This is a genomic window from Streptomyces sp. NPDC025784, from assembly GCF_055558435.1.
This window is the reverse complement of the sequence record NZ_JBVHMN010000001.1, coordinates 1,336,756-1,362,421: the sequence shown is the minus strand read 5'-3', so window position 1 is coordinate 1,362,421 and position 25,666 is coordinate 1,336,756. Positions and strand designations below refer to the sequence as shown.

Below are 25,666 nucleotides of genomic sequence, written 5' to 3'. Positions count from 1 at the left end.
GATCAGCCCTTGTACGCCGCGGTCGCGTCCGCCTCCAGTTTCGCCTGCGTCCCCGCCACGTTCTTCGGGTTCTTCAGGAAGTCCTGCAGGGCCTTCCACTCGCCCTTGCCGGGTGTGCCACCGAAGGCCTGCGGGGCCTGGTCGGACATGTCGAAGCGGAAGTCGTCCCCGGCGGCGATCAGGGCCTCGGCCATCTTCTGCTGGACCGCGTTCGGATAGGCGGACGGCGAGACGCCCTTGTTGGGGGAGAGGTAGCCGCCGAGCTTCGCCTGGACGGTCGCCGCGTCCGGGGAGGCCAGGAAGGTGGCGAGTGCCTGCGCCGCCTTGGAGTCCTTGAGGATGACGGCCGCGTCACCGCCACTGACGACGGGCGCCTTGTCGCCGACCGCCGGGAACGGGAACACCTTGGCGTCCGTGCCCACCTTCGCCTTGGTCTCCGCGATGTTGACCTGCGCGAAGTCGCCCTCGAAGACCATGCCCGCCTTCGGCTGGTCGCCGCCGGTGAACGTCTGTGTCACCGAGGCCGGGAACTCGGTCTGGAGCGCGCCGTCCGGGCCGCCCGCGATGTAGTCCTTGTTGCCCCACAGTTCGGCCAGTGTGGTCAGCGCGTCCTTCACGGACGGGTCCGTCCACTTGATCTTGTGCTGGGCGAGCTGGTCGTACTTCTCCGGGCCGGCCTGCGAGAGATAGACGTTCTCGAACCAGTCGGTGAGGGTCCAGCCGTCGGCGCCGCCGACGGAGACGGGGGTGACGCCGGAGTCGTACACGGTCCGGGCCGTGGCGAGGAAGTCCTTCCACGTCTTCGGCTCGCTGGCCCCCGCGTTCTCGAAGACCTTGTCGTTGTACCAGACCAGGGACTTGTTGGCCGCCTTGTAGTAGACGCCGTACTGCTTGCCGTCGACCTTGCCGAGGTCCTGCCAGCCCTGCGAATAGTTCTTCGCGAGCTGGGCCTGGGCCTCGCTGCCGACGGGCTTGGCCCACTTCTTGTCGACGGCCTGTTTGATGGCACCGACCTGGGGGAGCAGCGCGACGTCCGGCGGAGCACCACCCGCGATCTTCGAACCGAGGAAGTTGATGATCGGGTCCTGCGCGGGTACGAAGGTGACCTTGGCGCCCGTGCGCTTCTCGAACTCCGCCAGCACCTTCTTGAAGTTGGCCTGCTCGGAGCCGGTCCACACGGCGGCGACCTCCAGGCTGGCCCCGTCGAGCTTGGGAAGGGAGACGGAGCCGCTTCCGCCGCTCTCCTTCCCGCCGCTGTCGTTGTCGTTGTCCTTGTCGCCGCCGCACGCGGTGAGGATGAGGGTGCCCGCGACGACGGCGGCCGCGGCGGCCTGAGCGGCCCTGGGTGTACGAAGATTCCTGCGCATCACTGCCCCGTTCTTCGAGCCTCGTCGAACGTCTGAGCGCTGTCCCGTGTGATCTGGTCTACGCCCGGTGGCTTGAAAGCTGCAAGAGCGCCTGCGCTGTCAAGAGAGCGATCGTGATTGGGTCGTGACGTGCTCCCACCCGTACGGCGGGCGCGCGTGGACGCGCCCGCCGTACGGGCGGTGGTCCGCAAGCGGAATGCCCGGGCACCGGAGGGCGGGGCGAGAGATCCGCTCACCCCTTCCCGTGCCCGGACGGACCGGTGGCTAGAGCAGGGAGGGCACCTCGGCCGCGGAGACCGAGCGCGCCGCACGCTCCAGCGCGCTGGCGAGCAGGGCCAGGTCCGTCGGGCCGTTGCCGAGTTCGCGGACGGGGCGACGGGCCGGAGGGTCTCCCATGCGCTGCCACTCCAGGGGGACGACCGTGGGACGCAGGGTGGCCGTCCGGGGGATGCGCCCGGTGACCCGGCCGCCCTGGAAGGGTGTCTCCCTTCCGTCCGGGCGGTGCAGGCTGCCCCGGCCGGGTGCCGGCTCCTCGGGTCCCGGCGACACCGTGTCGAGGGTGATGCGCAACGCGGCGGAACGAGCCAACTCCGATGTCTCCGTGCGGCCGTTGGTGCCGGACGCCGCCACCAGGTGCACGCCGAGCCGCTCGCCCTCACGGGCGACCGCCTCCAGGGCCCGTATGACCGAACCGGCCGCGGGACGGCCCGGCGACCCCAGGGCGGGGGCCAGCAGGGCGTCCAGGTCGTCGACCACCACGACGAGCCGGGCCAGCGGCGGTCCCGGCTCGGGGCGCTCCCGCGCGCCGGCCGGCCGCAGCCGCAGCGTCGAGCTCGGCGGCGCGTCGAGATCGGCGGCCCCGGGCGCGGCGCCGCCCGTCGCGCCACCGGAGGTGACGGTGGGCGACGACGGGGCCGAGCGCTGGGCGACGATACGGCCCGGCACCCGGCGCCGGGTGTGCCACTCCGTGAAGTCGACCCGTCCGAGCAGCTCGGCCCGCCGCTTCAGCTCGGCACTGAGGGACTGGGCGAACTCCCGCATCCGCACCGGGTCGTTGGCGGTGAGGTGGGTCGTGACGTGCGGGAGGTCCGTACACGCCTGGAGACCTTCGCCGGCCTGGGCCGGATGTCCCGCGCCGTGGCCGCCCGTGGCGTCCCGGCCGTCCATCAGGACGATCCCGAGCCGGTCGGGCCGTTCCGCGGCGGCGAGCGACGCGACGAGGGAGCGCAGCAGCTCCGTACGGCCGCTGCCCGCGGGGCCCTCGATCAGCACGTGCGGTCCCTCGACGACGAGGTCCACGGCGACCGGCCCGCGCGGGCCGGCGCCGAGGACGGCGCGGGCCCGCCCGCCGAGCGCCCCGGTGTCGTCCGCAGCGTCCGCCCAACGCGTCATCAGCGATGCGGGGGTGGCCCGCGCCAGCCCCAACTCGTCGAGCAGCCGCGACGATTGCGGCAACGGGGCCGACACCCGCGCCTGCCGGTCGGACTGTGTGCCGTCCGTGCGCAGGGGCGCGAGCGCCCGCGCGAACCGCTCGGCCCAGGCGACCGACACGGCGTCGACCGCGGCGACCGTGCCGTGGCCCACGGGGCCGCGCGGCAGCTGTCCGGTGCCACCGGGGGAGACCCGGCCGCCCGGGAGCGGACCGGTGCCGTCCGCGGACCGGGACGAGTCCGCGGACGGGCCGCCGTACCCACCGGGCACGCCGTGATCGGATCCGCCGTGCGCGGTCCCTTCGAGCCCGGAGCCGCCGTACGCGGAGCCCGCGTGCGTGGCGTCGGCCGGGCGGCCGCTCCCGTGCGAGCGGTGCGCCGCGTCGTCCGCGCGTCCGCCCCGGCCGGTCTCGCGGCCCTCGCCGCGCGCCGCACCCGGGGTGCCGTCCGGCCGCTGCCCGGCCGGCCCGCCCGGCGCGACCCGCAGCAGGCGCAGCGCCGTGGCCACGTCACCGCTGAGCAGGGCGACCGCGCCGCACTCGCGGAACGCGGGCGACACCTGGCACGCCGCCTCGTACGTCGCCGTCACCGGCGACGCGGGCGATGCCGCGGCCGTCTCGGCGAGGCACACCACGTGGATCCCGGCCCGCGCACCCTCGTGCGCCAGCCGTGCCACGGCCTCCCGCACGTCCGCGCCGCCGGGGTCGCCGTCCACCACGAGCACGGTGTGCGGCCCGTCGAAGCGGTCGTCGTCCGCGTCGTCGTCCCGCGCCCAGGAGGGGCGCCGCGCCGCTCCGCGCACGCCGCCGTCCTCCGCGGCCGGGCGGCCCGCACGGTCGTCCGGTGCGGGCCGGGCGCCCGCGGTGCCGTCCGCACCGCTGCCGCCCTCGTACGGACGGCCTCGGGGTGCCCGGCCCGCCTCCGCGAGCTGCTCGTCCAGGCGGCGCAGGAGCTCGTCCGTGCGGGCCGTGGCCTGCTCGCGGTCGTAGGCGAGGAGGAGACGGCAGTCCTGGCCGTGTGCCGGGCGCAGGTGGGGGAGCCAGCCGAGCCAGGACCACTCGGCGGCGCGCTCCTGCGCCGTGCGGGAGCGGTCCGTGCTGATCAGGACGATCTCCAGGGTGTCCGGCGAGTGCAGCGCGGCGAGCTGTGCGAGGACCGCGCGGGCCAGACCCGCCAGACGCGCCCGCGGCCCGGCCAGGCCCAGCGAACCGACCTCGCGCAGACCGGTGGTCACCGGCACCGCGGGCAGCAGGCCCGAACCGTCCGGCGCCGTCCGGTCCGCCGTGCCCAGCCGCACCGTGAGCGCCTCCGGGTGCCCGGGGCCGCGCTCCCACAGCCGGGATCCCGGCCCCAGCGCGGTGAGCAGCAGCGTCGCGGGGTCGGGCCAGCTCTCCGGGGACCGGGGCGCGGCGGGCAGCGGTTCCCGCGCCGCGGTCTCGCCTTCCTCGTACACGTCCTGTCCTGCCACGGCCGGGCCGGGCCGACCGCCGGCCAGCCGCCGGGCCCACGCTCCGATGCCGCCCCGCCTGCGCACGCCCGAAGGGACCTCCGTGCCGCGCATTGGGGTGCCCTTGCGGGTGCCGGAGGTCTCGTCCGCTCCGGACGGGCCCGGTGACTCCGCCGGGTGCGGTGCGGACGCCGGAGCACCGTCCGGTCCGGTGCCGCGGGGCCTGCTCTCGATGCCGGGTGCCCCGCCCTGTTCCGGGACGCCCGCCGGTACGCCGCGGCGGTGCTCCTGGGCCCCGGGGACGCCGCCGCCCGCGGAGCCCCACTCGGCCGCTCCGTACGCGTGATGCGTGTGCGGGGTGTCGCCGCCGGGGGCGGGGGCGCCCTTGTCGCCGGTGCGCCCGTCCGGGGCGCCCTCCCCGCGCGTGTGCGGCACGGCGGCGGTCGGGTCCGGCCGCGGGGCGGTGACCCCGTCGGTGTCGGCCCCGGCCGCGGTCACCCGCACATGGCCCTCCCCGTCCGGAGCCGTCCGCAGGGCCCCGGGTCCCCCGGGCGGCGCAAGCCGCAGGGCGGACTCCCCGACGCGCAGCAGCGAGCCCGGCGCGAAGCGGACGGGGCGGGTGCCGACGGGGCCGCCGTCCAGTGAGGTGCCGTTCGTCGAGCCGAGGTCGGAGACCGAGACACGGCCCTCGGGGGTGACGGTGACCGCGCAGTGCAGCCGGGAGACGTCGGGGTCGTCCAGCGGGACGTCCGCGTCGGCGGAGCGGCCGATGTGGATCTGGCCGCCGTGCAGCAGGTGGACGCCGCCCGCGTCGGGGCCCGCGACCACATGGAGCTGGGGGGCGACGTCGTCCACCTCGGGGCCCGGTTCCGCGGGCGCGCCCAGGGACAGCACCGCGCCGTCCGTCAGCGGGGGCTCGCCGAGTGTGCAGCGCTGCGTGTCGAGCCGCTCCGCACCCGCGTACAGCACGACCGGGCCGCCCCCGAGGTCCCGTCCCCGCTCGGCCGGGGCGCCGCCCGCCTCCCCGCCGACCGCCGAGGCCAGCCCCGACGCGACCGCTGCCAGCGCCGTCCCGGCGGGCGCGGTCACCAGCACATCGCAGGCCGTTGCTCGCCCCCGTGGCTCCGAGGGCGGGCCCAGCGGGTCTACGACGGTCAGCCGGATCTGCATCGCCGTCCGGGGTCCCTTCCGCGCAGGTGTCCGCGACGAGGACGAGGCTGCGCTGCGGTCCCCCACCGCAGAATTCCCCCACCGCGCACGGGCACGTCGGCCAGTACTGAGGGCATCCTCGCACCTGACACCGACAACACGCCCGCCCCCCACCCGTAAGTGATCTTGATTGGTCGGCTCTGCCCGCAAAAGTGCCTGACCAGTGCCCGACCGGTGTCCGCTTGAGATCGGTCACGTCCGGGGTTCGGCAACCAAGTGACCGGACCGAGCGTCTTTCCATCGAACATGTACGGGAACGCGTACGTAAGCGCTTATGCGAGGCACAGGTGCGCGTGGAACCCATGAGAAGCACACGAAGACGACAGCCCGGTGCCGCGTACGGCGGCACTAGAGTGGGTCGGAACACCTCTACCACGGTGATCACGGTGGACGGACCAGGCAAGCAAGCAACAGGGAGCGCATGACGTGCGGCCGGTAGGGAGCAAGTACCTCCTTGAGGAGCCGCTTGGGCGCGGCGCCACAGGCACCGTCTGGCGGGCCCGCCAGAGGGAGACGGCGGGCGCCGAGGCGGCTGTCGCGGGCCAGCCCGGCGAGACCGTGGCGATCAAGGTCCTGAAGGAGGAACTCGCCAGCGACGCGGATGTCGTGATGCGGTTCCTGCGGGAGCGCTCCGTGCTGCTCCGGCTGACCCATCCGAACATCGTGCGGGTGCGGGACCTCGTCGTCGAGGGCGATCTGCTCGCGCTCGTCATGGACCTGGTCGACGGGCCCGACCTGCACCGCTACCTCCGCGAGAACGGGCCCTTCAGCCCGGTCGCCGCGGCCCTGCTCACCGCCCAGGTCGCCGACGCGCTCGCCGCCAGCCACGCCGACGGCGTCGTGCACCGCGACCTGAAGCCCGCGAACGTCCTGCTCAAGCAGGACGCCGGCCAGATGCACCCGATGCTGACCGACTTCGGCATCGCCCGGCTCGCCGACTCCCCGGGCCTCACGCGCACGCACGAGTTCGTCGGCACGCCCGCCTACGTCGCGCCGGAGTCCGCGGAAGGACGTCCGCAGACCTCCGCGGTCGACATCTACGGCGCGGGCATCCTGCTGTACGAGCTGGTCACGGGCCGCCCGCCGTTCTCCGGCGGCTCCGCGCTCGAAGTGCTGCACCAGCACCTGAGCGCCGAGCCGCGCCGCCCGTCGACCGTGCCGGACCCGCTGTGGACCGTCATAGAACGCTGCCTGCGCAAGAACCCGGACGAGCGGCCCAGCGCCGAGAACCTGGCACGCGGACTGCGCGCCGTCGCCGCGGGCGTCGGTGTGCACGCGAACGCCGCGCAGATCGCCGCCGCGGAGGGCGTGGGGGCGCTGCTCGCCCCCGACCCGGCACCGGCGACCGTCCCCGGCACGCCCGGTGCGGCCGACCCCACGCAGGTGCTGCCGCACGGCGCCCCGGCGGGCACGTACGACCCGAACGCCGCGACCAGCGTGATGCGGCACACCGGCGACGCCGACCCCACCTCCGTCCTGCCGCACCGCGGCGCGGCGGACCCGACGGCCGTGATGCCGCCCGTGCCGCAGCACCAGCCGGGCGGGCAGGGCGGACAGCCCGAGGACCCGCACCCCTGGCAGAACCAGCTGCGCGCGGCCCGCGACCGCAACGAACAGACCCAGGTGCAGTACCTGGACCCGAACGAGGACCCGCTGCGCCGTCGTCCGCAGCGCCAGGTCGCGCGGCCGCAGCAGCAGCAGCGGCCCCAGCGCGGCCAGCAGCCGCCGCCCGGGTACGGCTACCCCCAGCAGCAGCCGCAGCAGTACGCGCCGCAGCAGCAGCCGCAGCGCTACGCCCCCGCTCCCCAGCAGCAGCCCCAGCCGCAGCGCTACGCGCCGCCGCAGCAGCCGGCGCCGCGCCAGCCGCGCGAGCCCCGTCAGCGCAGCTCCAACCCGATGAAGATCCCGGGACTCGGCTGCCTGAAGGGCTGTCTGTTCACGCTCGTCATCCTGTTCGTCGCCGGATGGCTGGTCTGGGAGCTGAGCCCGCTCCAGGAGTGGATCGGGACCACGAAGGGCTACTGGGCCCAGCTGAGCGACTGGTTCAGCACGGTCACCGGATGGATCGGTGACCTCGGCGGCGGCTCGTCCGGCAACTGACCCTGCGACAGAAACCTCCGCCGGCGGACTTCCGTCGGCGGAGTCTGCCGTATCCGGCCCTCCGGGAAGCCGACTCTGGTGATTTGTCGACACCTGGCGGGTGATTTCCGTCTCCGCGGTGAAGGTTGGGGCCACGGACGCGTACTTTTAGCGGCAACCACGCGTCTGTAGGAGCAGTCTTGGCACGGAAGATCGGCAGCCGGTACACCGCGAACCAGATCCTGGGACGGGGCAGCGCCGGCACGGTGTGGCTGGGCGAGGGCCCCGAGGGGCCCGTCGCCATCAAGCTGCTGCGCGAGGACCTCGCGTCCGACCAGGAGCTCGTGGGGCGCTTCGTGCAGGAGCGCACGGCGCTGCTCGGACTCGACCACCCGCACGTCGTCTCGGTGCGCGACCTGGTGGTGGACGGCAACGACCTCGCGCTCGTCATGGACCTCGTCCGCGGCACCGATCTGCGGACCCGCCTGGACCGGGAGCGGCGCCTCGCCCCCGAGGCCGCCGTCGCGATCGTCGCCGACGTCGCGGACGGCCTCGCCGCCGCGCACGCCGCGGGCGTCGTCCACCGGGACGTGAAGCCGGAGAACGTCCTGCTCGACATGCAGGGCCCGCTCGGCCCCGGCGGCTCGCACCCCGCCCTGCTCACCGACTTCGGGGTGGCCAAGCTCATCGACTCGCCCCGGCGGACCCGTGCCACGAAGATCATCGGGACGCCGGACTACCTCGCCCCCGAGATCATCGAGGGACTGCCCCCGCGGGCGGCCGTCGACATCTACGCCCTCGCGACCGTGCTGTACGAGCTGCTCGCCGGCTTCACGCCCTTCGGCGGCGGCCACCCGGGGGCGGTCCTGCGTCGTCACGTCACCGAGACCGTGGTGCCGCTGCCCGGCATCCCGGAGGAGCTGTGGCAGCTGATCGTGCAGTGCCTGGCGAAGGCGCCGGCCTCGCGCCTGCGGGCGTCGGAGCTCGGCGCGCGGCTGCGGGAGCAGTTGCCGCTGCTCGCCGGGATGCCGCCGCTGGACGTCGACTCCCCGGACTCCGAGGCGGCGGAACCGGACGAGGCGTACGAGGAGACGACGGAGCCGTCCGCCCCCGTGGCGCGGCAGCGGCGCGGCGCGGTGCCGTTGGTGCCGGGGGCCGTGCCCGACTCGAACCGGGACACCCACACGTCGATGCGGGTGCCGGCTCCCGACGAACTGGCGGGGGGTGCGCGCGGGACCGCTCGCGCGCCGCGCGCCACCGGGGCGCCCCGGCCGGGCTCCGCACGCCATCGGGCCTCCGCCCGGCGCCGGCGGATCACGCTCGGGGTGGCGGGGGCGGTGCTCGTCGCCGCGATCGGGGTGGGGACCTGGATCGCCGTGTCCGGCGACGACGCGGACGCCACGCCCCAGGACACGAAGAACTCGGCGCCCGCCTCGCCGTGACGCACGCCTCCGCGTGAGTCCTGCCTCGCCTCGGCCCGGGGTGCCGTGGGCCCGGGGCACCCCCGGGAATCTGCCTGGAGGCGCCGCCCCCGGGGCCGCCCGGCGGGGCGGGACGACGGGCCTTTCCCGCCCCCTCCGCCCCTGCCCGACCCGTCCCGGGGCTCCGCCCCGGACCCCGCTCCTCGAACGCCGGAGGGGCTGATCCCGGAGGGGCTGATCTTCGGGGCTGCGCCCGGGACCCCGCTCCTCGAGCGCCCCAGGGGCTGATCCTGCCCGCGGGGGCGAGCGGCGAGCCCCGCTTGCCGTAGCCGTTACGCTGGAGGCGTGGCAGTCGTCGATGTATCCGAAGAGCTCAAGTCCCTCTCCTCGACCATGGAGTCGATCGAGGCCGTCCTGGACCTCGACAAGCTGAGGGCAGACATCGCCGTGCTCGAGGAGCAGGCGGCGGCGCCGTCCCTGTGGGACGACCCGGACGAGGCGCAGAAGATCACCAGCAAGCTGAGCCACCTCCAGGCGGAGGTCAGGAAGGCCGAGGCGCTGCGCGGGCGCATCGACGATCTCGCTGTGCTCTTCGAGATGGCCGAGGAGGAGGACGACCCGGACACCCGTGCCGAGGCCGAGACCGAGCTCACGTCCGTCCGCAAGGCGCTGGACGAGATGGAGGTCCGCACCCTCCTGTCCGGGGAGTACGACTCGCGTGAGGCGGTCGTCACCATCCGTGCGGAGGCCGGCGGCGTCGACGCCTCCGACTTCGCCGAGAAGCTCCAGCGCATGTACCTGCGCTGGGCGGAGCGCCACGGCTACAAGACGGAGCTCTACGAGACCTCGTACGCGGAAGAGGCGGGCATCAAGTCCACCACCTTCGCCGTCCACTCCCCGTACGCGTACGGAACGCTGTCCGTGGAGCAGGGCACCCACCGGCTCGTCCGCATCTCGCCCTTCGACAACCAGGGGCGTCGCCAGACCTCCTTCGCCGGTGTCGAGATCCTGCCCGTCGTCGAGCAGACCGACCACATCGAGATCGACGAGTCGGAGCTCAGGGTCGACGTGTACCGGTCGTCCGGGCCGGGCGGTCAGGGCGTCAACACCACCGACTCCGCGGTGCGGCTGACCCACCTTCCCACCGGCATCGTCGTCTCCTGCCAGAACGAGCGGTCGCAGATCCAGAACAAGGCCTCGGCCATGAACGTTCTGCAGGCCAAGCTGCTGGAGCGGCGCCGGCAGGAGGAGCAGGCCAAGATGGACGCCCTCAAGGGCGACGGCGGCAATTCCTGGGGCAACCAGATGCGTTCGTACGTGCTGCACCCGTACCAGATGGTCAAGGACCTGCGTACGGAGTGCGAGGTCGGCAACCCCGAGGCCGTGTTCAACGGCGAGATCGACGGCTTCCTCGAGGCCGGAATTCGCTGGCGCAAGCAGCAGGAGAAGTAAGCGGGCACGAACAGGTCCTGTTCGGACCTCTTTGTCGACAAGGCAACTGCCGTCCAGCGGACGGCAGTTGCCTTTTGTGTGGGGGTTGTCTGGGTTTTACGTCACAGTCACATGTCCTCACGGCAGGCAAATGATGTTGATACGGACATCGCGTACGCAACGACCTTGACGATGCTTTGAAAACTGGGAAGGGTTACGCGTGGCATGCGTATCACTGGGGCGCATGTGCACCGGGGGGCTTGAGCCCAAGTCGCCTGTGACGCCGTGGCCCTGGACGCTGCTCCATTGACGATCAGCTACTGGGGGTAGCAGGCAGATGACCAAGAAGACGCGGATCCGCGTGGCGCGGATAGCCGCCGGTGCGGTGATTGCCGCGGGCGCTTCGCTGACGGCCGCGGGTGCGGCCTCGGCGCTCGACCTGAACGTCGGCATCGGTGTCAACGTCGGCGACGAGGACCCGACCCCGACCCCGACCGAGACGGGCATTCCGACCGAGCCCACCGGTGAGCCGACGGAGCCCACCGAGGAGCCGACCCAGCCCACGGAGGAGCCCACCGAGCCCACCGAGGAGCCCACGGAGCCGACGGAGGAGCCGACCGAGCCCACCGAGGAGCCGACCCAGCCCACGGAGGAGCCCACCTCCACCACCGAGCCCACCGACGGCAGCACCAGCGGCTCCGGCAGCGGCGGCAACAACGCCGACCCCGACGGTGGCTCCTCCGCCCAGGAGGAGGGCTCCTCGGCCCTCACCGACACGGGCTCGGACACCTCGGCCCAGGGCAAGAAGGACGGCGAGCTCGCCGAGACCGGTGCCGGTCAGACCACGTTCCTGCTGATCGGCGCCGCGACGATGATCGCCGGCGGCATCGGCTTCCGGATGATGCCGCGCGTCATGGGCGGCCGCGGCGGTGCCGCCGCCTGACGGGCGCACCACGCATGACAGAAGGCCCGGAGCGGCTCGCTCCGGGCCTTCTCGTGTTCTCGGTCACATGTGGTCTTGCTCACGCCCGCGTGCGGGCGGCGGGGACCAAGCATGCGGTACGGCCGACTCCGCCCGGGATCCCGGCGGTCTCACACCGTCTGGTGGGCCACCAGGGCCAGGGCCGCGATCAGCACGGCGAGCAGCGCGATCAGCGCCATCGGGTTCAGGCCCGCGAAGGGGCTCTCCTGCTGGAGCCGCTCACGGTTCGCGCGGCAGACCGGGCAGCGGCCCTCGCTGACGGGAGCCGCGCAGTTCGCGCACACCAATCGGTCGTACGTCATGCGCTCGCCCTCCTTGCGCCATCTCCGCGTACACAACGCTGTACATAACGCTGCGGGGTACGCAACCGTTCCCCCTCCACTGTGCCAGGTTCCGCGGATTTCGGCGCGGCTCGCCTTATCCTGCCCCGCGCCGGCGGGCCCCAGCCCCGGGAACGGCGACATCCGGACGCCCGCGTTCCCCGGGACCGGCGTCCCCGGCCCGCGTCACGGGCCGGGGACGCCGGTCCCTCGTGAATCGGGCGGCCCCCGCCCCTTCAGATCCCCGACAAAACGTGCGAGCCTCGCGCAAACCCCGTACGCCGACTGCGGACGCACACCCGGTTCGCGTATGGTCACGCACACCTACCCCCGGCGACCCGTGGTGCATCCGTGATCCGATTCGACAATGTCTCCAAGGTCTACCCCAAGCAGACCCGCCCCGCTCTCAGGGATGTCTCCCTGGAGGTCGAGCGTGGTGAGTTCGTGTTCCTCGTGGGGTCCTCCGGCTCCGGAAAGTCCACCTTCCTGCGGCTGATCCTCCGCGAGGAGCGGTGCAGCCACGGTCAGGTGCACGTCCTGGGCAAGGACCTCGCGCGCATCTCCAACTGGAAGGTGCCGCACATGCGCCGCCAGCTGGGGACCGTGTTCCAGGACTTCCGGCTCCTGCCGAACAAGACCGTCGCCGAGAACGTGGCCTTCGCGCAGGAGGTCATCGGCAAGTCGCGCGGCGAGATCCGCAAGTCCGTCCCCCAGGTGCTCGACCTCGTCGGCCTGGGCGGCAAGGAGGACCGGATGCCCGGCGAGCTGTCCGGTGGTGAGCAGCAGCGCGTGGCCATCGCGCGCGCGTTCGTCAACCGGCCGAAGCTGCTCATCGCCGACGAGCCGACCGGAAATCTCGACCCGCAGACCTCCGTCGGCATCATGAAGCTGCTCGACCGCATCAACCGCACGGGCACGACCGTGGTGATGGCGACCCACGACCAGAACATCGTGGACCAGATGCGCAAGCGCGTCATCGAGCTGGAGAAGGGCCGTCTCGTCCGCGACCAGGCACGCGGCGTCTACGGCTACCAGCACTGATCATCGTCCACGGAAAGGTCTGAAGAAGACGCCATGCGCGCCCAGTTCGTTCTGTCGGAGATCGGTGTCGGTCTCCGCCGCAATCTGACGATGACCTTCGCGGTCGTCGTCTCGGTCGCCCTGTCCCTCGCCCTGTTCGGCGGTTCGCTCCTGATGAGCGACCAGGTGAACACGATGAAGGGCTACTGGTACGACAAGGTCAACGTCTCGATCTTCCTCTGCAACAAGAGCGACGCCGAGTCCGACCCCAAGTGCGCCAAGGGCGCCGTGACCGCCGACCAGAAGAAGCAGATCCTCGCCGACCTGGACAAGATGACGGTCGTCGAGAAGGTCTCGTACGAGTCCTCGGACCAGGCGTACAAGCACTACAAGGAGCAGTTCGGCGACTCCCCGCTGGCCAGCTCCCTGACGCCGGACCAGATGCAGGAGTCGTACCGGATCAAGCTGAAGGACCCGGAGAAGTACCGGGTCATCGCGACCGCCTTCAACGGGCGGGACGGCGTGCAGTCCGTGCAGGACCAGAAGGGCATCCTCGACAACCTCTTCGGGCTGCTCAACGGCATGAACTGGGCCGCACGCGCGGTGATGGCGATGATGCTCGTCGTCGCGCTGATGCTGATCGTCAACACGGTGCGTGTCTCGGCGTTCAGCCGTCGGCGGGAGACCGGGATCATGCGCCTGGTCGGCGCGTCCGGGTTCTACATCCAGGCGCCGTTCATCATGGAGGCCGCGGTCGCCGGGCTCATCGGCGGTGGTGTCGCCTGCGGATTCCTGCTGATCGCCCGGTACTTCATCATCGACCACGGTCTGGCCCTGTCCGAGAAGCTGAACTTGATCAACTTCATCGGCTGGGACGCCGTGTTGACCAAGCTGCCGCTCATCCTCGCGACAAGTCTGCTGATGCCCGCGCTGGCCGCGTTCTTCGCGTTGCGCAAGTACCTGAAGGTGTGACACATGCCAAGAGGGCCGTACCGTCAACCGGCGGTGCGGCCCTTCGCCTTGTCCTAGACTCACCGGCATGTCAGGCCGTGACCTGTTCTGTGAGCCCCGCCGCATCCGCCGCGGGGCGGCCCTGACATTGGTGTTCGCGAGCGTCCTCGTCGCCGGAGCGGCGACCGGATCCTTCTCCGACGCCGACCGCGGACCGCGCACTCCCGGCTCCCCCGAGGCCCGTTCCACGCCGGCCGCCCACCACGAGGACGTCACCGCGGCCGCCGCCGAGGCCATGGCCGACGGCAAGTCCCCCATGGAGGCCGCCGAGCGCGCCGTCAGCCGCAGCGGGGACCGCTGGGGCGCGGTCTACTCGCAGGGCGAGTACGAGGAGTTCGAGGAGGCGCTCGACGGCCAGTACACCGGCGTCGGGCTGTCGGCCCGGCGCGAGCGCGACGGACGCATCGAGGTGACGCGCGTCCGGACCGGCTCGCCCGCGGCGGGCGCCGGCATCCGCGAGGGCGACCGCCTGCGCAGCGTGGACGGCGAGAAGGTCGACGGCCTGCCCGTCACCGAGGTCGTCTCCTTACTGCGGGGCGACGCGGACGACGCGGCGGCCGGCACGGAGGTCTCCCTCGGCCTGGAACGCGGCACCCGCGAGTGGACCGAGACCCTGCGCCGGGCCACGCTCTCCACGGATCCCGTGACCGTGCACCGGCTCCCGGGCGGCGTCGTCGTGATCAAGGTCGCCGCCTTCACCAAGGGCGTCGGCGACCGGGTACGGACAGCCGTCACCCAGGCACCGGGCGAGGCCGGCATGGTCCTCGACCTGCGCGGCAACTCCGGAGGCCTGGTCTCCGAGGCCGTCACCGCCGCCTCCGCCTTCCTCGACGGCGGCCTCGTCGCCACGTACGACGTGGACGGACGCCAGCGCGCCCTGCACGCCGAGTCCGGCGGCGACACCGCCAGACCCCTGGTCGCGCTCGTCGACGGCGGCACGATGAGCGCGGCCGAGCTGCTCACCGGAGCCCTCCAGGACCGCGGTCGCGCGGTCGTCGTCGGCTCCAGGACCTTCGGCAAGGGCTCGGTCCAGATGCCGAGCCGGCTGCCCGACGGCTCCGTCGCCGAGCTGACCGTCGGGCACTACCGCACCCCGTCCGGGCGTGGTGTCGACGGCCGGGGCATCACCCCCGACCTGGAGGCGGACAAGAAGTCGCTGGAGCGGGCCGAGACCGTGCTGAGCGGTCTCGGGGACGCCCGCTGAGCTGCTGCTCGCGGTCCGCGTAATCGACTTTCCCCCACACCCCTGTGTGGTGCGAAAATGGCCAGCACTATGAGCAAGGGAATGTACGTACCGAAGGAGTCCCAGCCGAAGCAGGGCGGGGGCGGCTCCGCCAAGGCCAAGGACGGCAAGCGCAAGATCGTCGCGCAGAACAAGAAGGCGCGCCACGACTACGCGATCATCGACACCTACGAGGCCGGGCTCGTGCTGACCGGCACCGAGGTGAAGTCGCTGCGCCAGGGACGTGCCTCGCTGACCGACGGCTTCGTCCAGATCGACGGGAACGAGGCGTGGCTGCACAACGCCCACATCCCCGAGTACAGCCAGGGCACCTGGACCAACCACACCGTGCGGCGCAAGCGCAAGCTGCTGCTGCACCGCGAGGAGATCGACAAGCTGGAGTCCAAGTCGCAGGAGACGGGTCACACGATCGTGCCCCTCGCCCTGTACTTCAAGGACGGCCGTGCCAAGGCGGAGATCGCCCTCGCCCGCGGCAAGAAGGAGTACGACAAGCGGCAGACACTGCGTGAGAAGCAGGACCGGCGGGAGTCGGACCGCGCGATCGCGGCGGCCAAGCGGAAGCAGCGGGGCGTCTAGGCCGCCGCCCGCAGGAATAGGCTGGCATCGTCGTGCGTTGGTCACGTACGATGGCAACGTACCTCACAGAGGGTGCGCGGACCGAAAGGTCCAGGGGCCGCAAGGTCCCGGTTTGAAAAAACAACATGGGGATGATCGGTTTCGACAGCGGCTGTTGAAGCAGGGGAAGCGTGTCGAGGAAGCGGCAATGATCTCGTAAACCATATGTCGCAAAAAATAATCGCCAACACCAAGCGCGATTCCTTCGCCCTCGCTGCCTAAGTAGCGACTTGCGAAGTGTCAGCCCGGGGCTGTTCCCGACCCGGATCCTGGCATCAGCTAGGGAACTAAACTTCTGAACCCGGTCGCGGGGTGCAGAAGGAAATCAAACAGCGACTGAGCCCGTCGGCGACTTGTTCGCGTGATCGCCGGGGCTGAGAAAATCACAGCGAACTGCACACGGAGAAGCCCTGATTTTGCACCGTTGGACGCGGGTTCGATTCCCGCCATCTCCACTCATCCCATGTTTGGATACAGAGGAAAGGCCCCGCTGCCACGGCAGCGGGGCCTTTCCTTTCGGTGGCCCGGGCGGCGCCCTCGGGCCTCAGCGGACCACCTCGGCGGGCCGGCTCACCGCAGCGTGAACGACGACAGGCGCAGACCGCCGCTCAGCACGAGGTAGACGTCCTTGCGTCCCGCGGCGGCGGCCACGGTGGCGGAGACCGTCTCGTAGGAGTACGGGGACGCCGTGCCGTCCGTGTGCGCGGTGCCGAGCAGGGTGCCCGTCGGCGAGCCGAGTCGCACCTCGACCGTGCCCGCCGTCCCGGCCACCCGGGCGGTGAACCGTCCGGTGCCCCGTCCGAGCCGGGCGTCCGCGAACTTCAGCCAGGCACCGTCGCCGGTGGCGCCCACCGCCGTACCGCGCACCTTGGACTCGTCGACCAGCCGCACCCCGGCGTAGTCGTCGAAGTTCTCGGCCCGCGTCGCCCTCGTCAGGTCCCGCGGCGGGATCGTCTCGCCCAGCACCGCGAGCGAGGCGCGGGCGCGGATGTCGGACGAGGACGCCCCGACCAGTACGTCGTACGTGCCGCTCTCCACCACCGGGCGGGAGCGCGTGACGTCCCAGTGGGCGAGGTCCTCGGTGCGCAGCCCCAGCCGCACCGTCTTCGTCTCGCCCTGCTTCAGCGACACCCGCGCGTATGCCTTCAGCTGCTTCAGCGGCTGCTTGTCGCGCGAGGTCCGCTGGTGCGTGTACAGCTGCACGACCTCGTCGCCCGCCCGGGAACCGGTGTTCGTGACGGCGACCTCGTAACCGCCGTCGACACGCTTCAGCCCGCCGTAGCGGAAGGACGTGTAGGAGAGGCCGTGGCCGAACGGGTAGAGCGGCCGACCCTTGAAGTACTGGTACGTGCGGTCGGACTTGATGATGTCGTAGTCCAGGATCGACGGGAGGTCCGACTCGGAGGCGTACCAGGTCTGGGTGAGGCGGCCCGCCGGGTTCGCGTCCCCGTACAACAGGTCGGCGAGCGCGTTGCCGGTCTCCTGGCCCGCGTGCGTGGTCCACAGCACGGCCGGGACCTTCTTCTGGAGGGCGCCGAGCGTGGTCGGGTAGCTGTTCTCGACGACCACGACGGTCTTCGGGTTGGCCGCGCGCACCGCCTCGACCAGGGCTTCCTGCGCGGGTGCCAGACCCATGTCGGTGCGGTCGTGGTCCTCGCGGCCGTTGATCGACGGCATCGAGCCGACCACGACCACCGCGGCGTCCCGGCCCTTCACCGCGGCCACCGCCTCGTCGACGCCGCTGCGCACGACGTCCTTGTCGTAGTGGGCGGCCCGTTCCTTGGGAACCAGGCCGAGGGTGCCGTCGTCGGTCGGACCGAGGTAGACGGGGTTCGACCACCAGGACTCGGCGGTCTCGTACCCCGCGTACCGCAGGAGGCTGCTGCCGTCGTCCTGCCGTTCCAGCACGAACTGCTGCTGCACGTACCAGCCGTTGGGCTGGACCTGGTCGTTGACGAAGCCGGACCAGTTGTAGCCGACGTACTTGCCGTTGGCGGCGGAGCGCAGCGTGACGATGCCGGATCCCCAGTCGAAGACGTCGAACCGGGACGCGGTGCCGTTCTCGGTGCTCTCCTTCAGGGCCGCCCCGTCGGCCGTCGCCCCCGCGGTGACGTACCGGCCGGTCGCCGTGTTCCTGAGGGTGATGCGGTCCGCGCCCTCACTGCTCGCCACCGGGGTGCCGAGCTTCGCCGCGATGCCGTCCTTCGGGGTGACCGCGTACGGCAGCGTCCCCGAGTACCAGTCGGTGTAGAGGGTGTCGGCGAGCGGGCCGACGACGGCGACGTTCCTGGCCGACGCCTTCAGCGGCAGCGCCTTGTCGTTCTTCAGCAGGACGGCGGCCTTCGTCGCCGCCTCGCGGGCCAGCTTCCGGTGGGCCGGGCTGTCGATCACGGAGCTGTCGATCGAGCCGTACCGGCCGCCGCCCGGATCGAACTCGCCGAGCCGGACACGGACGGCGAGGATGTGGGACACCGCCGTGTCCACGTCCGACTCCTTCAACAGGCCCTGCTCCAAGGCGGACGTGACGGCCGTCGTGGTCGGACCGGGGTCGGCGCTGTTGTCGGTGAAGCTGTCGATGCCCGCCTTCAGCGCGGCGGCGTCGCCCTCGGCGAGCGTGGGGTAGTAGTCCTGGTTGCCGGGGAGCAGATTGCCGGGGGCGAAGGCGTCGGTGACGTTGAGGAGATCCTTGTCCGTCCAGCCGCGCACGACGTCGTCCAGGTCGGGATTGACCGTGTCGGGTCGGCCGTTGACCAGGTTGTAGGAGGACATCACCCCCGTCGCCGCGTTCGCCGCGATCGCCGGCCGGAAGGCCGCCTCGTCGTACTCGTGCAGCACCCGCGGGCGCAGGTCGGAGGAGGTGGTCGTGCGGTGGGCCTCGTTGTTGTTGGCGAGGTAGTGCTTGAGGGTGGGTGCCGTCTTGAGGTGGTCGGGGTCGCCGCCGGTGAGACCGTCGCCGTACGCGGTCGAGATCGACCCCGTCAGGTACGGGTCCTCGGAGTAGCCCTCCTCGTTGCGTCCCCAGCGCGGGTCGCGCAGCAGGTTCACCACCGGTGCCCACAGGTTCAGGCCCCAGCCGTCGGGCCGCTCCTGCTGGAAGCCGCGCGCCTCGTCGCCGACCGCGGAGCCGACCCGTTCGATCAGGGCCGGGTCCCAGGTCGACGCGAGCCCGACCGCCTGCGGGAACACCGTCGCCTTCCCCAGCCAGGCGACTCCGTGCAGGGCCTCGGTGCCGGTGCGGAACGCCTCGATGCCGAGGCGGGGGATCGCCGGCTCGTACTGGTGCAGCAGCGAGACCTTCTCGTCGAGGGTGAGCCGGGCGAGGAGGTCGTCGACGCGTGCGGCCACCGGGAGGTCCGGGTCGCGGAACGCGGGAGCGGCTTCGGCGTGGGCGGGGAGGCAGACGCCGGGGACCGCGAGCAGGGCCAGCGCCACGACGAGGGCGGCGCCGGGTCTTCTTCTCGTGCCTTTCATGTCACGGCTCCTTCGAATAGGGCCTTGCACGGGGCGTTCGGGACGTTCAGGGGGCGTTGCGCGGTGCGGTGCTCGCGCGCTCCGTCAGCCGGGGCGCCAGCAGCGTCGCCCCGGGTGCGTCGGCGCCGTCCAGCTTCCGCATCAGCAGCTCCACGGCCCGCGCGCCGACCTCGGCGGACGGCAGGGCGATGGAGGTGACGGGCACCCGCAGGCCCTCGGCGACCTCGTCCGGGCAGATGGCGGTGACGGAGAGGTCGCCGGGAACCCGCAGCCCGAGCTGCTCGAACGCGTCGATCAGCGGTTCCAGGACCGGCTCGTTGTGGACGACGACGCCCGTCAGTGCCGGGTGCTCGCGCAGCAGCTGCTCGGCGATCCGGCGCGCGGCGGCCGGCGAGGCCTCGCAGGGATGGACGGACGACGACAGACCGTTGCGGTGGGCGGCGGCCGTGAACCCCTCCACCACCCGCTGGGCGAACGCCGTCCCCCGCACGTACACCTCGGGCGGCGAGCCGACCAGCGCCACGACCCGGTGCCCGAGCCCCGCCAGCCGCTCCACGCACAGCTCGCCCGCCGCCTTGAAGTCCAGGTCGATGCAGGTGAGCCCGTTCGCGGCGGCGGGGAAGCCGATGAGCACGGAGGGCCGGTCGAGCGCGCGCAGCAGCGGCAGCCGGGCGTCGTGCAACTGGACGTCCATCACGATCAGCGCGTCCACCAGCGCGGTGTCGGCGACCCGCCGCAGCCCCTCCTCGCCCTCCTCCTGGGTGAGCAGCAGGACGTCGTGGTCGTGCCGGCGGGCCGCCGTCACCACGGACACCGCGAACTGCATCACGACCGGCACATGGATGCCCGTCCGCAGCGGCACCACCAGAGCCAGCACGTTCGAGCGGCTGCTGGCCAGCGCCCGCGCGCCCGCGTGCGGCCGGTAGCCCAGCTCGCGGATGCTGGCCTCGATGCGCTGCCGGGTCTCCTCGGAGATCGGGCGCTTGCCGCTGAGGGCGTAGGAGACGGTGCTCGGTGACACCCCGGCGTGCCGCGCCACATCGGTGATCTTGACCATCAGTCGGACTCCAGCTCCAGCGACAGGAACCCGGTGCCGGCCCGCGCCCGCACCTCGCGCCCCTGCGCCGCGAGCCCCCACGGCGCCGCCGGATCGCTCGACGAGGCACGCAGCGTGTTCCCCTCCCGTACGACAGTGAAGGTGACGCCGCCGACCGTCACCGTGACCTGGGCGCCCCGGCCCAGGCCGTACGCGCGCAGCGTGACGTCGTCGGCGTGGTCGTACTCGGGCCGGTCGTCCACGGCGCCCACCGGGATCACCGCCCCGGGCCGCACCAGGAGCGGCACGCTCAGGAACCCGTGCCGCTCGCGCACCCAGCGCGGCCCGGTCACCGTCCGCCCGCTCAGGAAGTGCGTCCAGGTGCCCTCCGGCACGTAGTACGACACGTCGCCGTCGTCGCTGAAGACCGGCGCGACCAGCAGATCGGGGCCGAGCATGTACTGCCGTTCCAGGTGAGCGCACCCCGGATCGTCGGGGAACTCCAGGACCATCGCCCGCATCACCGGCACGCCCTCCGCGTGGGCGGCGCGCGCGGCTTCGTACACGTAGGGCATGAGGCTGAGCTTCAGCCGCGTGAACAGCCTCAGGACGTCGACGGCCTCCTCGTCGAACAGCCACGGCACGCGGTACGACGACGATCCGTGCAGCCGGCTGTGCGACGACAGCAGACCGAAGGCGATCCACCGTTTGAACAGCGCCGGCGACGGCGTCCCCTCGAACCCGCCGATGTCATGGCTCCAGAACCCGAACCCCGACATGCCGAGGCTCAGCCCGCCGCGCAGCGACTCGGCCATCGACTCGTAGGTCGCCTCGCAGTCGCCGCCCCAGTGCACCGGGAACTGCTGGCTGCCGGCCGTCGCCGAGCGCGCGAAGACGACCGCCTCCGCCTCGCCCCGGTGCTTGCGCAGCACCTCGAAGACGGTCCGGTTGTAGAGGTACGTGTAGTAGTTGTGCATCCGCTCGGGGTCCGAGCCGTCCGCGTACGCCACGTCGACGGGCACCCGCTCGCCGAAGTCGGTCTTGAAGCAGTCGACGCCCTGCGCGAGCAGCGCCTCCAGCTTGGCCGCGTACCAGTCCCGGGCGTCCGGGCTGGTGAAGTCGACCAGCGCCATGCCGGGCTGCCACAGGTCCCACTGCCACACACTGCCGTCGGGCTTGCGGAGCAGGTGCCCGAGCGCCTTGCCCTCCGCGAACAGGGGTGAGCGCTGCGCGATGTACGGGTTGATCCACACGCAGATGCGCAGGCCCTTCTCCTTCAGCCGGGCCAGCATGCCCTCCGGGTCGGGGAAGACCCGGGGGTCCCACCGGAAGTCGCACCAGTTGAACTCGCGCATCCAGAAGCAGTCGAAGTGGAAGACGGAGAGAGGCAGTTCGCGCTCCCGCATGCCGTCGATGAAGGAGGTGACGGTCTCCTCGTCGTAGGAGGTGGTGAACGACGTGGACAGCCAGAGTCCGAAGGACCAGGCGGGCGGCAGCGCGGGACGCCCGGTGAGGGCCGTGTACTTGCGCAGGATGTCCTTCGGGGTCGGGCCGTGGATGACGTAGTACGTCAGCTGCTGGCTCTCCACGCTGAACTGCACCCGGGACACCGCCTCCGAGCCGACCTCGAAGGAGACCCGGCCCGGGTGGTCGACGAAGACTCCGTAGCCCGCGTCGGTCAGGTAGAACGGCACGTTCTTGTAGGCCTGTTCGGTCGCGGTGCCGCCGTCGGCGTTCCACATGTCGACGACCTGGCCGTTCTTGACCAGCGGGCCGAAGCGCTCGCCGAGGCCGTAGACGCTGGTGCCCACCCGCAGGCCGAGCTGCTCGCGCAGGTAGTGGGAGCCGTCGGCGTCCCTCATGATGCCCATGCCCTTGGGGCCGCTGCTGGTGAGCGTGCGGCCGTGGGCGAGGAAGTCGACGTGCCAGGGTCCGCCGCGGGCGACCCGGACGGACAGCGCGCCGGACGTCAGCGTCGCGTACTCCTCGTCGTACGACACCTGGGCGGCGCCCTCCCCGGCCCGCACCTCGAACTCGGGGCCGCGCGGCTGCTCGCCCTCGAAGTGCGTCAGCGTGACACCGATGACGTCGGGCATCGGCGCATGGGCGGTGATCGTCACGACCGGTCCCTTCAGCAGGTCGCCGCGGTGGCGGATGGGCTGGGTCGGCGCGTGGATCTCCAGGCTGCCGGGTCCGGAGGTCACGTCGAGGACCTCGACCGGATGGGCCGCGGTGACGCCCTCGCGCAGCAGCCAGTAGCCGTCCGTGAACTTCACTGTCGTACCCCTTACTTCACTGCGCCGACGGCGATGCCGCGGGTGAGGGTCCGCTGGAAGACGAGGAAGAAGACGATGGCGGGCAGGACGCCCAGGAGGGCGGCCGCGTTCGTCATGGTGGCGTCCATCAGGCGCTGGCCCTGGAGGACGCCGAGGGCCACCGACACCGTCTGGTTGTCGTTGGAGATCAGCATGACCAGCGGCAGCAGGAACTCGTTCCACGTCCAGATGAAGAAGAAGACGAGGAGCACGCCGATGGTGGGGCGGCTGACCGGGACGACGATCCGCCACAGCACCTGCCACTTGTTCGCCCCGTCGATCCGGGTGGCCTCGATGATCTCGCGTGGGAAACGGCCGAGGACGGAGGCGAGCAGATAGGTGCCGAAGGCCGCCTGGATCACCGTGAAGACGATGATCACGCTGAGCCTCGTGTCGTACAGGCCGGCCTGCTTGCTCAGGTAGTAGACCGGGTAGACCAGCGCCTCCTGCGGCAGCATGTTCGCCAGCACGAAGAAGGCGAGCACCCAGGTGCGGCCCCTGATCCGGCCGATGCCGATCGCGTAGGCGTTGAGCACGGACAGGACGGCGGCGCCGACCGCCACCGACCCGGAGATCAGGACGGAGTTGACGAGCTTGCGGCCGAAGTCGACACGGTCCCAGAAGTCCTCGATGCCGTCGAGGTACAGCCCACGGGGCAGGCTGAGCGGACCGTTCTCCGCGTACTCGGCGGGCGACTTGACGGCGTTGACCGCCACGACGAGGAACGGCAGCACCATGAACAGGGCCGCGATCACCAGGGCGACGAGGACCGGGTAGCGGGCGAGGACACCGCGGGCGGGCCCGCGCGTCCTGACCGCGCCGGTGCGGACGGCTGTCATGTGCGGACCCCTTCCTCCGCGTCCTCCGCGCGGGTCTGGAACTTCAGCCCGGCCAGGGCCAGGACGAGGATGATCACGGTGAGCACGGTGGAGATCGCGGCGCCGTAGCCGACCTGGGTCTTCTCGAAGAAGGTCGTGAAGGAGAAGTACGAGGGGACGTCGGTGGCGCCGCCCGGTCCGCCCTTGGTCAGGACGTACACCGCCCCGAACACCTTCAGCGCGGCGATCGTGCACCACAGCAGCACCACGTAGATCTCGGGTCTGATCTGCGGCAGGGTGACGTGCCAGAAGCGCCGCCACCAGCCCGCGCCGTCCAGTTCGGCGGCCTCGTGGAGCTGCGGGTCGACGCGCTGCAGGCCCGCCATGAAGACGACGAGCGGGAAGCCGAGCTGCACCCACACCATCACGCCCATGACGCTGTACAGGGCGAGGTCGGGGTCGCCGAGCCAGTCCTGCTGCCAGGAGCCGAGACCGACGGCCTTCAGCAGTTCGTTGAGCGAGCCGTTGTCCGGAGCGAGGATCCAGCTCCAGACGATGCCGGCGACCGCGATGGGCAGCACCTGCGGCAGATAGAAGCAGGCCCGCAGTACGGAGGCGACCCTGCCGCCGAAGTGCCGGCCGACGAAGTCGAACAGGGCGGCGGCGAGGACGAGTCCGAGCACGGTGGGTACGGCGGCCATGGCGACGACCATGAACAGGCTGTGCCGGAACGACGCCCAGAACTCCGCGTCGTCCATCAGCTCACGGTAGTTGGCGAGCCCGGACCACCTGGGACTGCCGACGCCCTGCCAGTCGGTGAAGCTGACACCGGTGTTCATCAGGAACGGGACGACGACCACCGCGAGGAAGGCGAGGACGCCGGGCAGCAGGAAGGGCAGGTAGGAGTCGCGGGGGCGGCGCGGGCGCGGTGAGCTGCCGTGCTGCTTGCGGACGACCCGGCCGCCCCGCTCGACGGTGACCGTCATGTCTTCGGTACGCCCTTGTCGTACGCCTTCTGCAACGCGCTCAGATAGGCGTCCGGCTTCTCGCTCCCGGTGATCAGCTTCTGGGTCTCCGAGACGAGCACGTCGTAGAAGCCGGCGACGGGCCAGTCCGGGTAGAAGGCCAGCCCGTCCTTGCCGGAGAGGGTGTTGAAGTCGGCGATCAGCGTTTTGGCCTGTGGGTCGGTGATGGCGGCGGGGTCGGCGGCCACGGGGATGCCGCCCTTGTTGCCGAGCAGGTTCTGGATCTTCTTCGACATGGTGATGTCGATGAAGTCGTAGGCGAGTTCCTTGTTCTTCGCGCCCTTGGGGACGACCCAGAGGTTGCCGCCGGAGCCGAGTGTGAGGTTGCTGCCGGGCCACAGGAAGGTGCCCCAGGCGAACTTGTTCTCCTCCTTGAAGCGGCCGTACCACCAGCTGCCGCTGAACAGGATGGGGCTCTTGCCCTGGATGAAGGAGACGCCCGCGTCCTCCGCCTTCACACCCGTCGACTTCTTGCTGATGTAGCCCTTCTTCACCCAGTCGGCGAAGGTCTCGGCGGCATACGTCCAGGCGGCGTCGTGGAAGTCGGTCTTTCCCTTGTAGAGCTCGTACGCGTCGACCCAGGAGCGGTCCGCCTTGGAGAGCGCCAGCTGGTAGAGGTACTGCTGGGCGATGTACTCGACGCCGCCGTTCGCGAGCGGGGTGACGCCCTTGGCGACGAAGGTGTCCATGGCGGAAGTGAGTTCGCCGAGTGTGGTGGGTTCGGCGACGCCGTACTTCTCGAAGAGGTCCTTGTTGTAATAGACCATCGTGTACTCGGCGTAGTTGGGGACGCCGTACCACTTCCCGGAGCCCATGACTCCGTCCGTGTCGTACTGGCTGATGGTCCGCACCCCGCCGCTGATCTTCTTGTCCCAGCCGTGCCGGGTGACCTCCGCGGTCAGGTCGGTCAGCAGTCCCTGCTGGGAGAGCTTGCCCGCCGTCGCGTTGCCCTTGTTGTACTCCATGAGGTCCGGCGCGTCGCCGGAGTTGAGGACCATCGGGGCCGTCTTCTGGATCTGTTCGAAGCCCTTCTCCTCGAACTTCACCTTCACGCCCGGGTGTTTCGCCTCGAACTCCTTGATGGCCTCGTTCCAGGCCACTCCCATCGCGCTGTTCGGCGCCTCGTAGTGCCACAGCCGCAGCGTCTTGCCGTCCTCGGCCCCGCTGTCCGAGCCGCCGCAGGAGGCCAGCAGCAGGGAGCCCGCCAGGGCCGCCGCCACCGTCGCCGCCGTGCGCCTTCGTTTCGTCGACATCCATTGCCTCCGGGGGAGTTGGATGGGTCACGGAAGCGTCACGCAGCAATCGTCGAATCGTTTCGATGCGTGACGTCGAAGCGCTTCGACGGGGGAAGGTATGTGGGGGCCGTGGGCGCGTCAATGGGGTGCGCCGGAATTGGGGCGCGGGTTCGACGGGCCGGACGGCACGG

General features: G+C 71.4%; 17 protein-coding genes and 1 other RNA gene. 9 read left to right on the top strand and 9 right to left on the bottom strand.

What is annotated here, in order from left to right; translation table 11 throughout:
• Positions 1 to 2 precede the first annotated feature (2 nt).
• Entirely contained in the window at positions 3 to 1,367 is a 1,365-nt protein-coding gene (locus ACZ4IF_RS05930; RefSeq protein WP_467559833.1) for an ABC transporter substrate-binding protein, read from the bottom strand.
• A gap of 264 nt (positions 1,368 to 1,631) precedes the next feature.
• Positions 1,632 to 5,414 carry an FHA domain-containing protein gene (locus ACZ4IF_RS05925; protein ID WP_467559831.1) on the bottom strand — a complete coding sequence of 1,261 codons (3,783 nt, stop codon included), beginning with the start codon at positions 5,412 to 5,414 and terminating at the stop codon, positions 1,632 to 1,634.
• 465 nt (positions 5,415 to 5,879) lie between these two features.
• Between ACZ4IF_RS05925 and ACZ4IF_RS05920 the strand changes: the two genes are divergently transcribed.
• From ACZ4IF_RS05920 to ACZ4IF_RS05905, 4 genes are all read left to right on the top strand, one after another.
• The gene (locus tag ACZ4IF_RS05920; protein WP_467559829.1) at positions 5,880 to 7,553 is read left to right on the top strand and encodes a serine/threonine-protein kinase; all 1,674 of its coding nucleotides are present in this window, start codon (positions 5,880 to 5,882) and stop codon (positions 7,551 to 7,553) included.
• Positions 7,554 to 7,732: 179 nt separating this feature from the next.
• Positions 7,733 to 8,974, top strand: coding sequence for a serine/threonine-protein kinase (locus tag ACZ4IF_RS05915; protein WP_467559827.1), 1,242 nt, complete (start codon positions 7,733 to 7,735; stop codon positions 8,972 to 8,974).
• Between the two features lie 324 nt (positions 8,975 to 9,298).
• Entirely contained in the window at positions 9,299 to 10,405 is a 1,107-nt protein-coding gene (prfB, locus tag ACZ4IF_RS05910) for a peptide chain release factor 2 (protein WP_359491525.1), read from the top strand.
• Positions 10,406 to 10,721: 316 nt separating this feature from the next.
• Positions 10,722 to 11,327, top strand: a complete 606-nt coding sequence (locus ACZ4IF_RS05905) for a hypothetical protein (RefSeq protein ID WP_467559825.1) — start codon at positions 10,722 to 10,724, stop codon at positions 11,325 to 11,327.
• A 149-nt stretch (positions 11,328 to 11,476) separates the two neighbouring features.
• On the opposite strand, the gene ACZ4IF_RS05900 is transcribed toward ACZ4IF_RS05905, so the two are convergent.
• Positions 11,477 to 11,668: a hypothetical protein gene (locus ACZ4IF_RS05900; RefSeq protein WP_028805018.1), complete on the bottom strand. Its 192-nt coding sequence runs from the start codon at positions 11,666 to 11,668 to the stop codon at positions 11,477 to 11,479.
• Positions 11,669 to 12,037: 369 nt separating this feature from the next.
• Between ACZ4IF_RS05900 and ftsE the strand changes: the two genes are divergently transcribed.
• The 5 genes from ftsE (at position 12,038) to ssrA (ending at position 16,033) form a co-directional block, all read left to right on the top strand.
• Positions 12,038 to 12,727, top strand: coding sequence for a cell division ATP-binding protein FtsE (ftsE, locus tag ACZ4IF_RS05895; protein WP_345640750.1), 690 nt, complete (start codon positions 12,038 to 12,040; stop codon positions 12,725 to 12,727).
• Between the two features lie 33 nt (positions 12,728 to 12,760).
• Positions 12,761 to 13,678 carry a permease-like cell division protein FtsX gene (gene ftsX, locus ACZ4IF_RS05890; protein ID WP_467559823.1) on the top strand — a complete coding sequence of 306 codons (918 nt, stop codon included), beginning with the start codon at positions 12,761 to 12,763 and terminating at the stop codon, positions 13,676 to 13,678.
• Positions 13,679 to 13,745: 67 nt separating this feature from the next.
• The gene (locus ACZ4IF_RS05885; protein WP_467559821.1) at positions 13,746 to 14,921 is read left to right on the top strand and encodes a S41 family peptidase; all 1,176 of its coding nucleotides are present in this window, start codon (positions 13,746 to 13,748) and stop codon (positions 14,919 to 14,921) included.
• A 69-nt stretch (positions 14,922 to 14,990) separates the two neighbouring features.
• A complete protein-coding gene (gene smpB / locus ACZ4IF_RS05880; RefSeq protein ID WP_359491537.1) occupies positions 14,991 to 15,536 on the top strand; it encodes an SsrA-binding protein SmpB in 546 nt (181 codons plus the stop codon).
• Between the two features lie 127 nt (positions 15,537 to 15,663).
• Positions 15,664 to 16,033: a transfer-messenger RNA gene (gene ssrA, locus ACZ4IF_RS05875) on the top strand.
• A 112-nt stretch (positions 16,034 to 16,145) separates the two neighbouring features.
• Here ssrA and ACZ4IF_RS05870 read toward each other — a convergent pair.
• From ACZ4IF_RS05870 to ACZ4IF_RS05845, 6 genes are read right to left on the bottom strand one after another with little or no spacing between them, the layout of a single operon-like run.
• Positions 16,146 to 19,046: a glycoside hydrolase family 3 C-terminal domain-containing protein gene (locus ACZ4IF_RS05870; protein WP_467559819.1), complete on the bottom strand. Its 2,901-nt coding sequence runs from the start codon at positions 19,044 to 19,046 to the stop codon at positions 16,146 to 16,148.
• 46 nt (positions 19,047 to 19,092) lie between these two features.
• Complete coding sequence (locus ACZ4IF_RS05865) at positions 19,093 to 20,103, bottom strand: LacI family DNA-binding transcriptional regulator (protein WP_467559817.1); 1,011 nt, start codon at positions 20,101 to 20,103, stop codon at positions 19,093 to 19,095.
• Complete coding sequence (yicI, locus tag ACZ4IF_RS05860; RefSeq protein ID WP_467559815.1) at positions 20,103 to 22,358, bottom strand: alpha-xylosidase; 2,256 nt, start codon at positions 22,356 to 22,358, stop codon at positions 20,103 to 20,105. Before yicI ends, ACZ4IF_RS05865 begins: the two co-directional genes overlap by 1 nt.
• 11 nt (positions 22,359 to 22,369) lie before the next feature.
• On the bottom strand, positions 22,370 to 23,236 hold the full coding sequence (locus tag ACZ4IF_RS05855; protein ID WP_467559813.1) for a carbohydrate ABC transporter permease: 867 nt from the start codon (positions 23,234 to 23,236) through the stop codon (positions 22,370 to 22,372).
• Positions 23,233 to 24,201 (bottom strand): carbohydrate ABC transporter permease, encoded by a 969-nt coding sequence (locus ACZ4IF_RS05850; RefSeq protein ID WP_467559811.1) that lies wholly within the window; start codon positions 24,199 to 24,201, stop codon positions 23,233 to 23,235. Before ACZ4IF_RS05850 ends, ACZ4IF_RS05855 begins: the two co-directional genes overlap by 4 nt.
• Positions 24,198 to 25,493, bottom strand: coding sequence for an ABC transporter substrate-binding protein (locus ACZ4IF_RS05845; protein ID WP_467559809.1), 1,296 nt, complete (start codon positions 25,491 to 25,493; stop codon positions 24,198 to 24,200). Before ACZ4IF_RS05845 ends, ACZ4IF_RS05850 begins: the two co-directional genes overlap by 4 nt.
• Positions 25,494 to 25,666: the final 173 nt, after the last annotated feature.

Coding starts and splice junctions, on each gene's coding strand:
- ACZ4IF_RS05925 (WP_467559831.1), bottom strand. CDS start 5,414: ATGCAGATCCGGCTGACCGTCGTAGACCCGCTGGGCCCGCCCTCGGAG.
- ACZ4IF_RS05845 (WP_467559809.1), bottom strand. CDS start 25,493: ATGTCGACGAAACGAAGGCGCACGGCGGCGACGGTGGCGGCGGCCCTG.
- ACZ4IF_RS05870 (WP_467559819.1), bottom strand. CDS start 19,046: ATGAAAGGCACGAGAAGAAGACCCGGCGCCGCCCTCGTCGTGGCGCTG.
- ACZ4IF_RS05905 (WP_467559825.1), top strand. CDS start 10,722: ATGACCAAGAAGACGCGGATCCGCGTGGCGCGGATAGCCGCCGGTGCG.
- ACZ4IF_RS05850 (WP_467559811.1), bottom strand. CDS start 24,201: ATGACGGTCACCGTCGAGCGGGGCGGCCGGGTCGTCCGCAAGCAGCAC.
- ACZ4IF_RS05930 (WP_467559833.1), bottom strand. CDS start 1,367: ATGCGCAGGAATCTTCGTACACCCAGGGCCGCTCAGGCCGCCGCGGCC.
- ftsX (WP_467559823.1), top strand. CDS start 12,761: ATGCGCGCCCAGTTCGTTCTGTCGGAGATCGGTGTCGGTCTCCGCCGC.
- ACZ4IF_RS05865 (WP_467559817.1), bottom strand. CDS start 20,103: ATGGTCAAGATCACCGATGTGGCGCGGCACGCCGGGGTGTCACCGAGC.
- ACZ4IF_RS05855 (WP_467559813.1), bottom strand. CDS start 23,236: ATGACAGCCGTCCGCACCGGCGCGGTCAGGACGCGCGGGCCCGCCCGC.
- ACZ4IF_RS05885 (WP_467559821.1), top strand. CDS start 13,746: ATGTCAGGCCGTGACCTGTTCTGTGAGCCCCGCCGCATCCGCCGCGGG.
- smpB (WP_359491537.1), top strand. CDS start 14,991: ATGAGCAAGGGAATGTACGTACCGAAGGAGTCCCAGCCGAAGCAGGGC.
- ACZ4IF_RS05900 (WP_028805018.1), bottom strand. CDS start 11,668: ATGACGTACGACCGATTGGTGTGCGCGAACTGCGCGGCTCCCGTCAGC.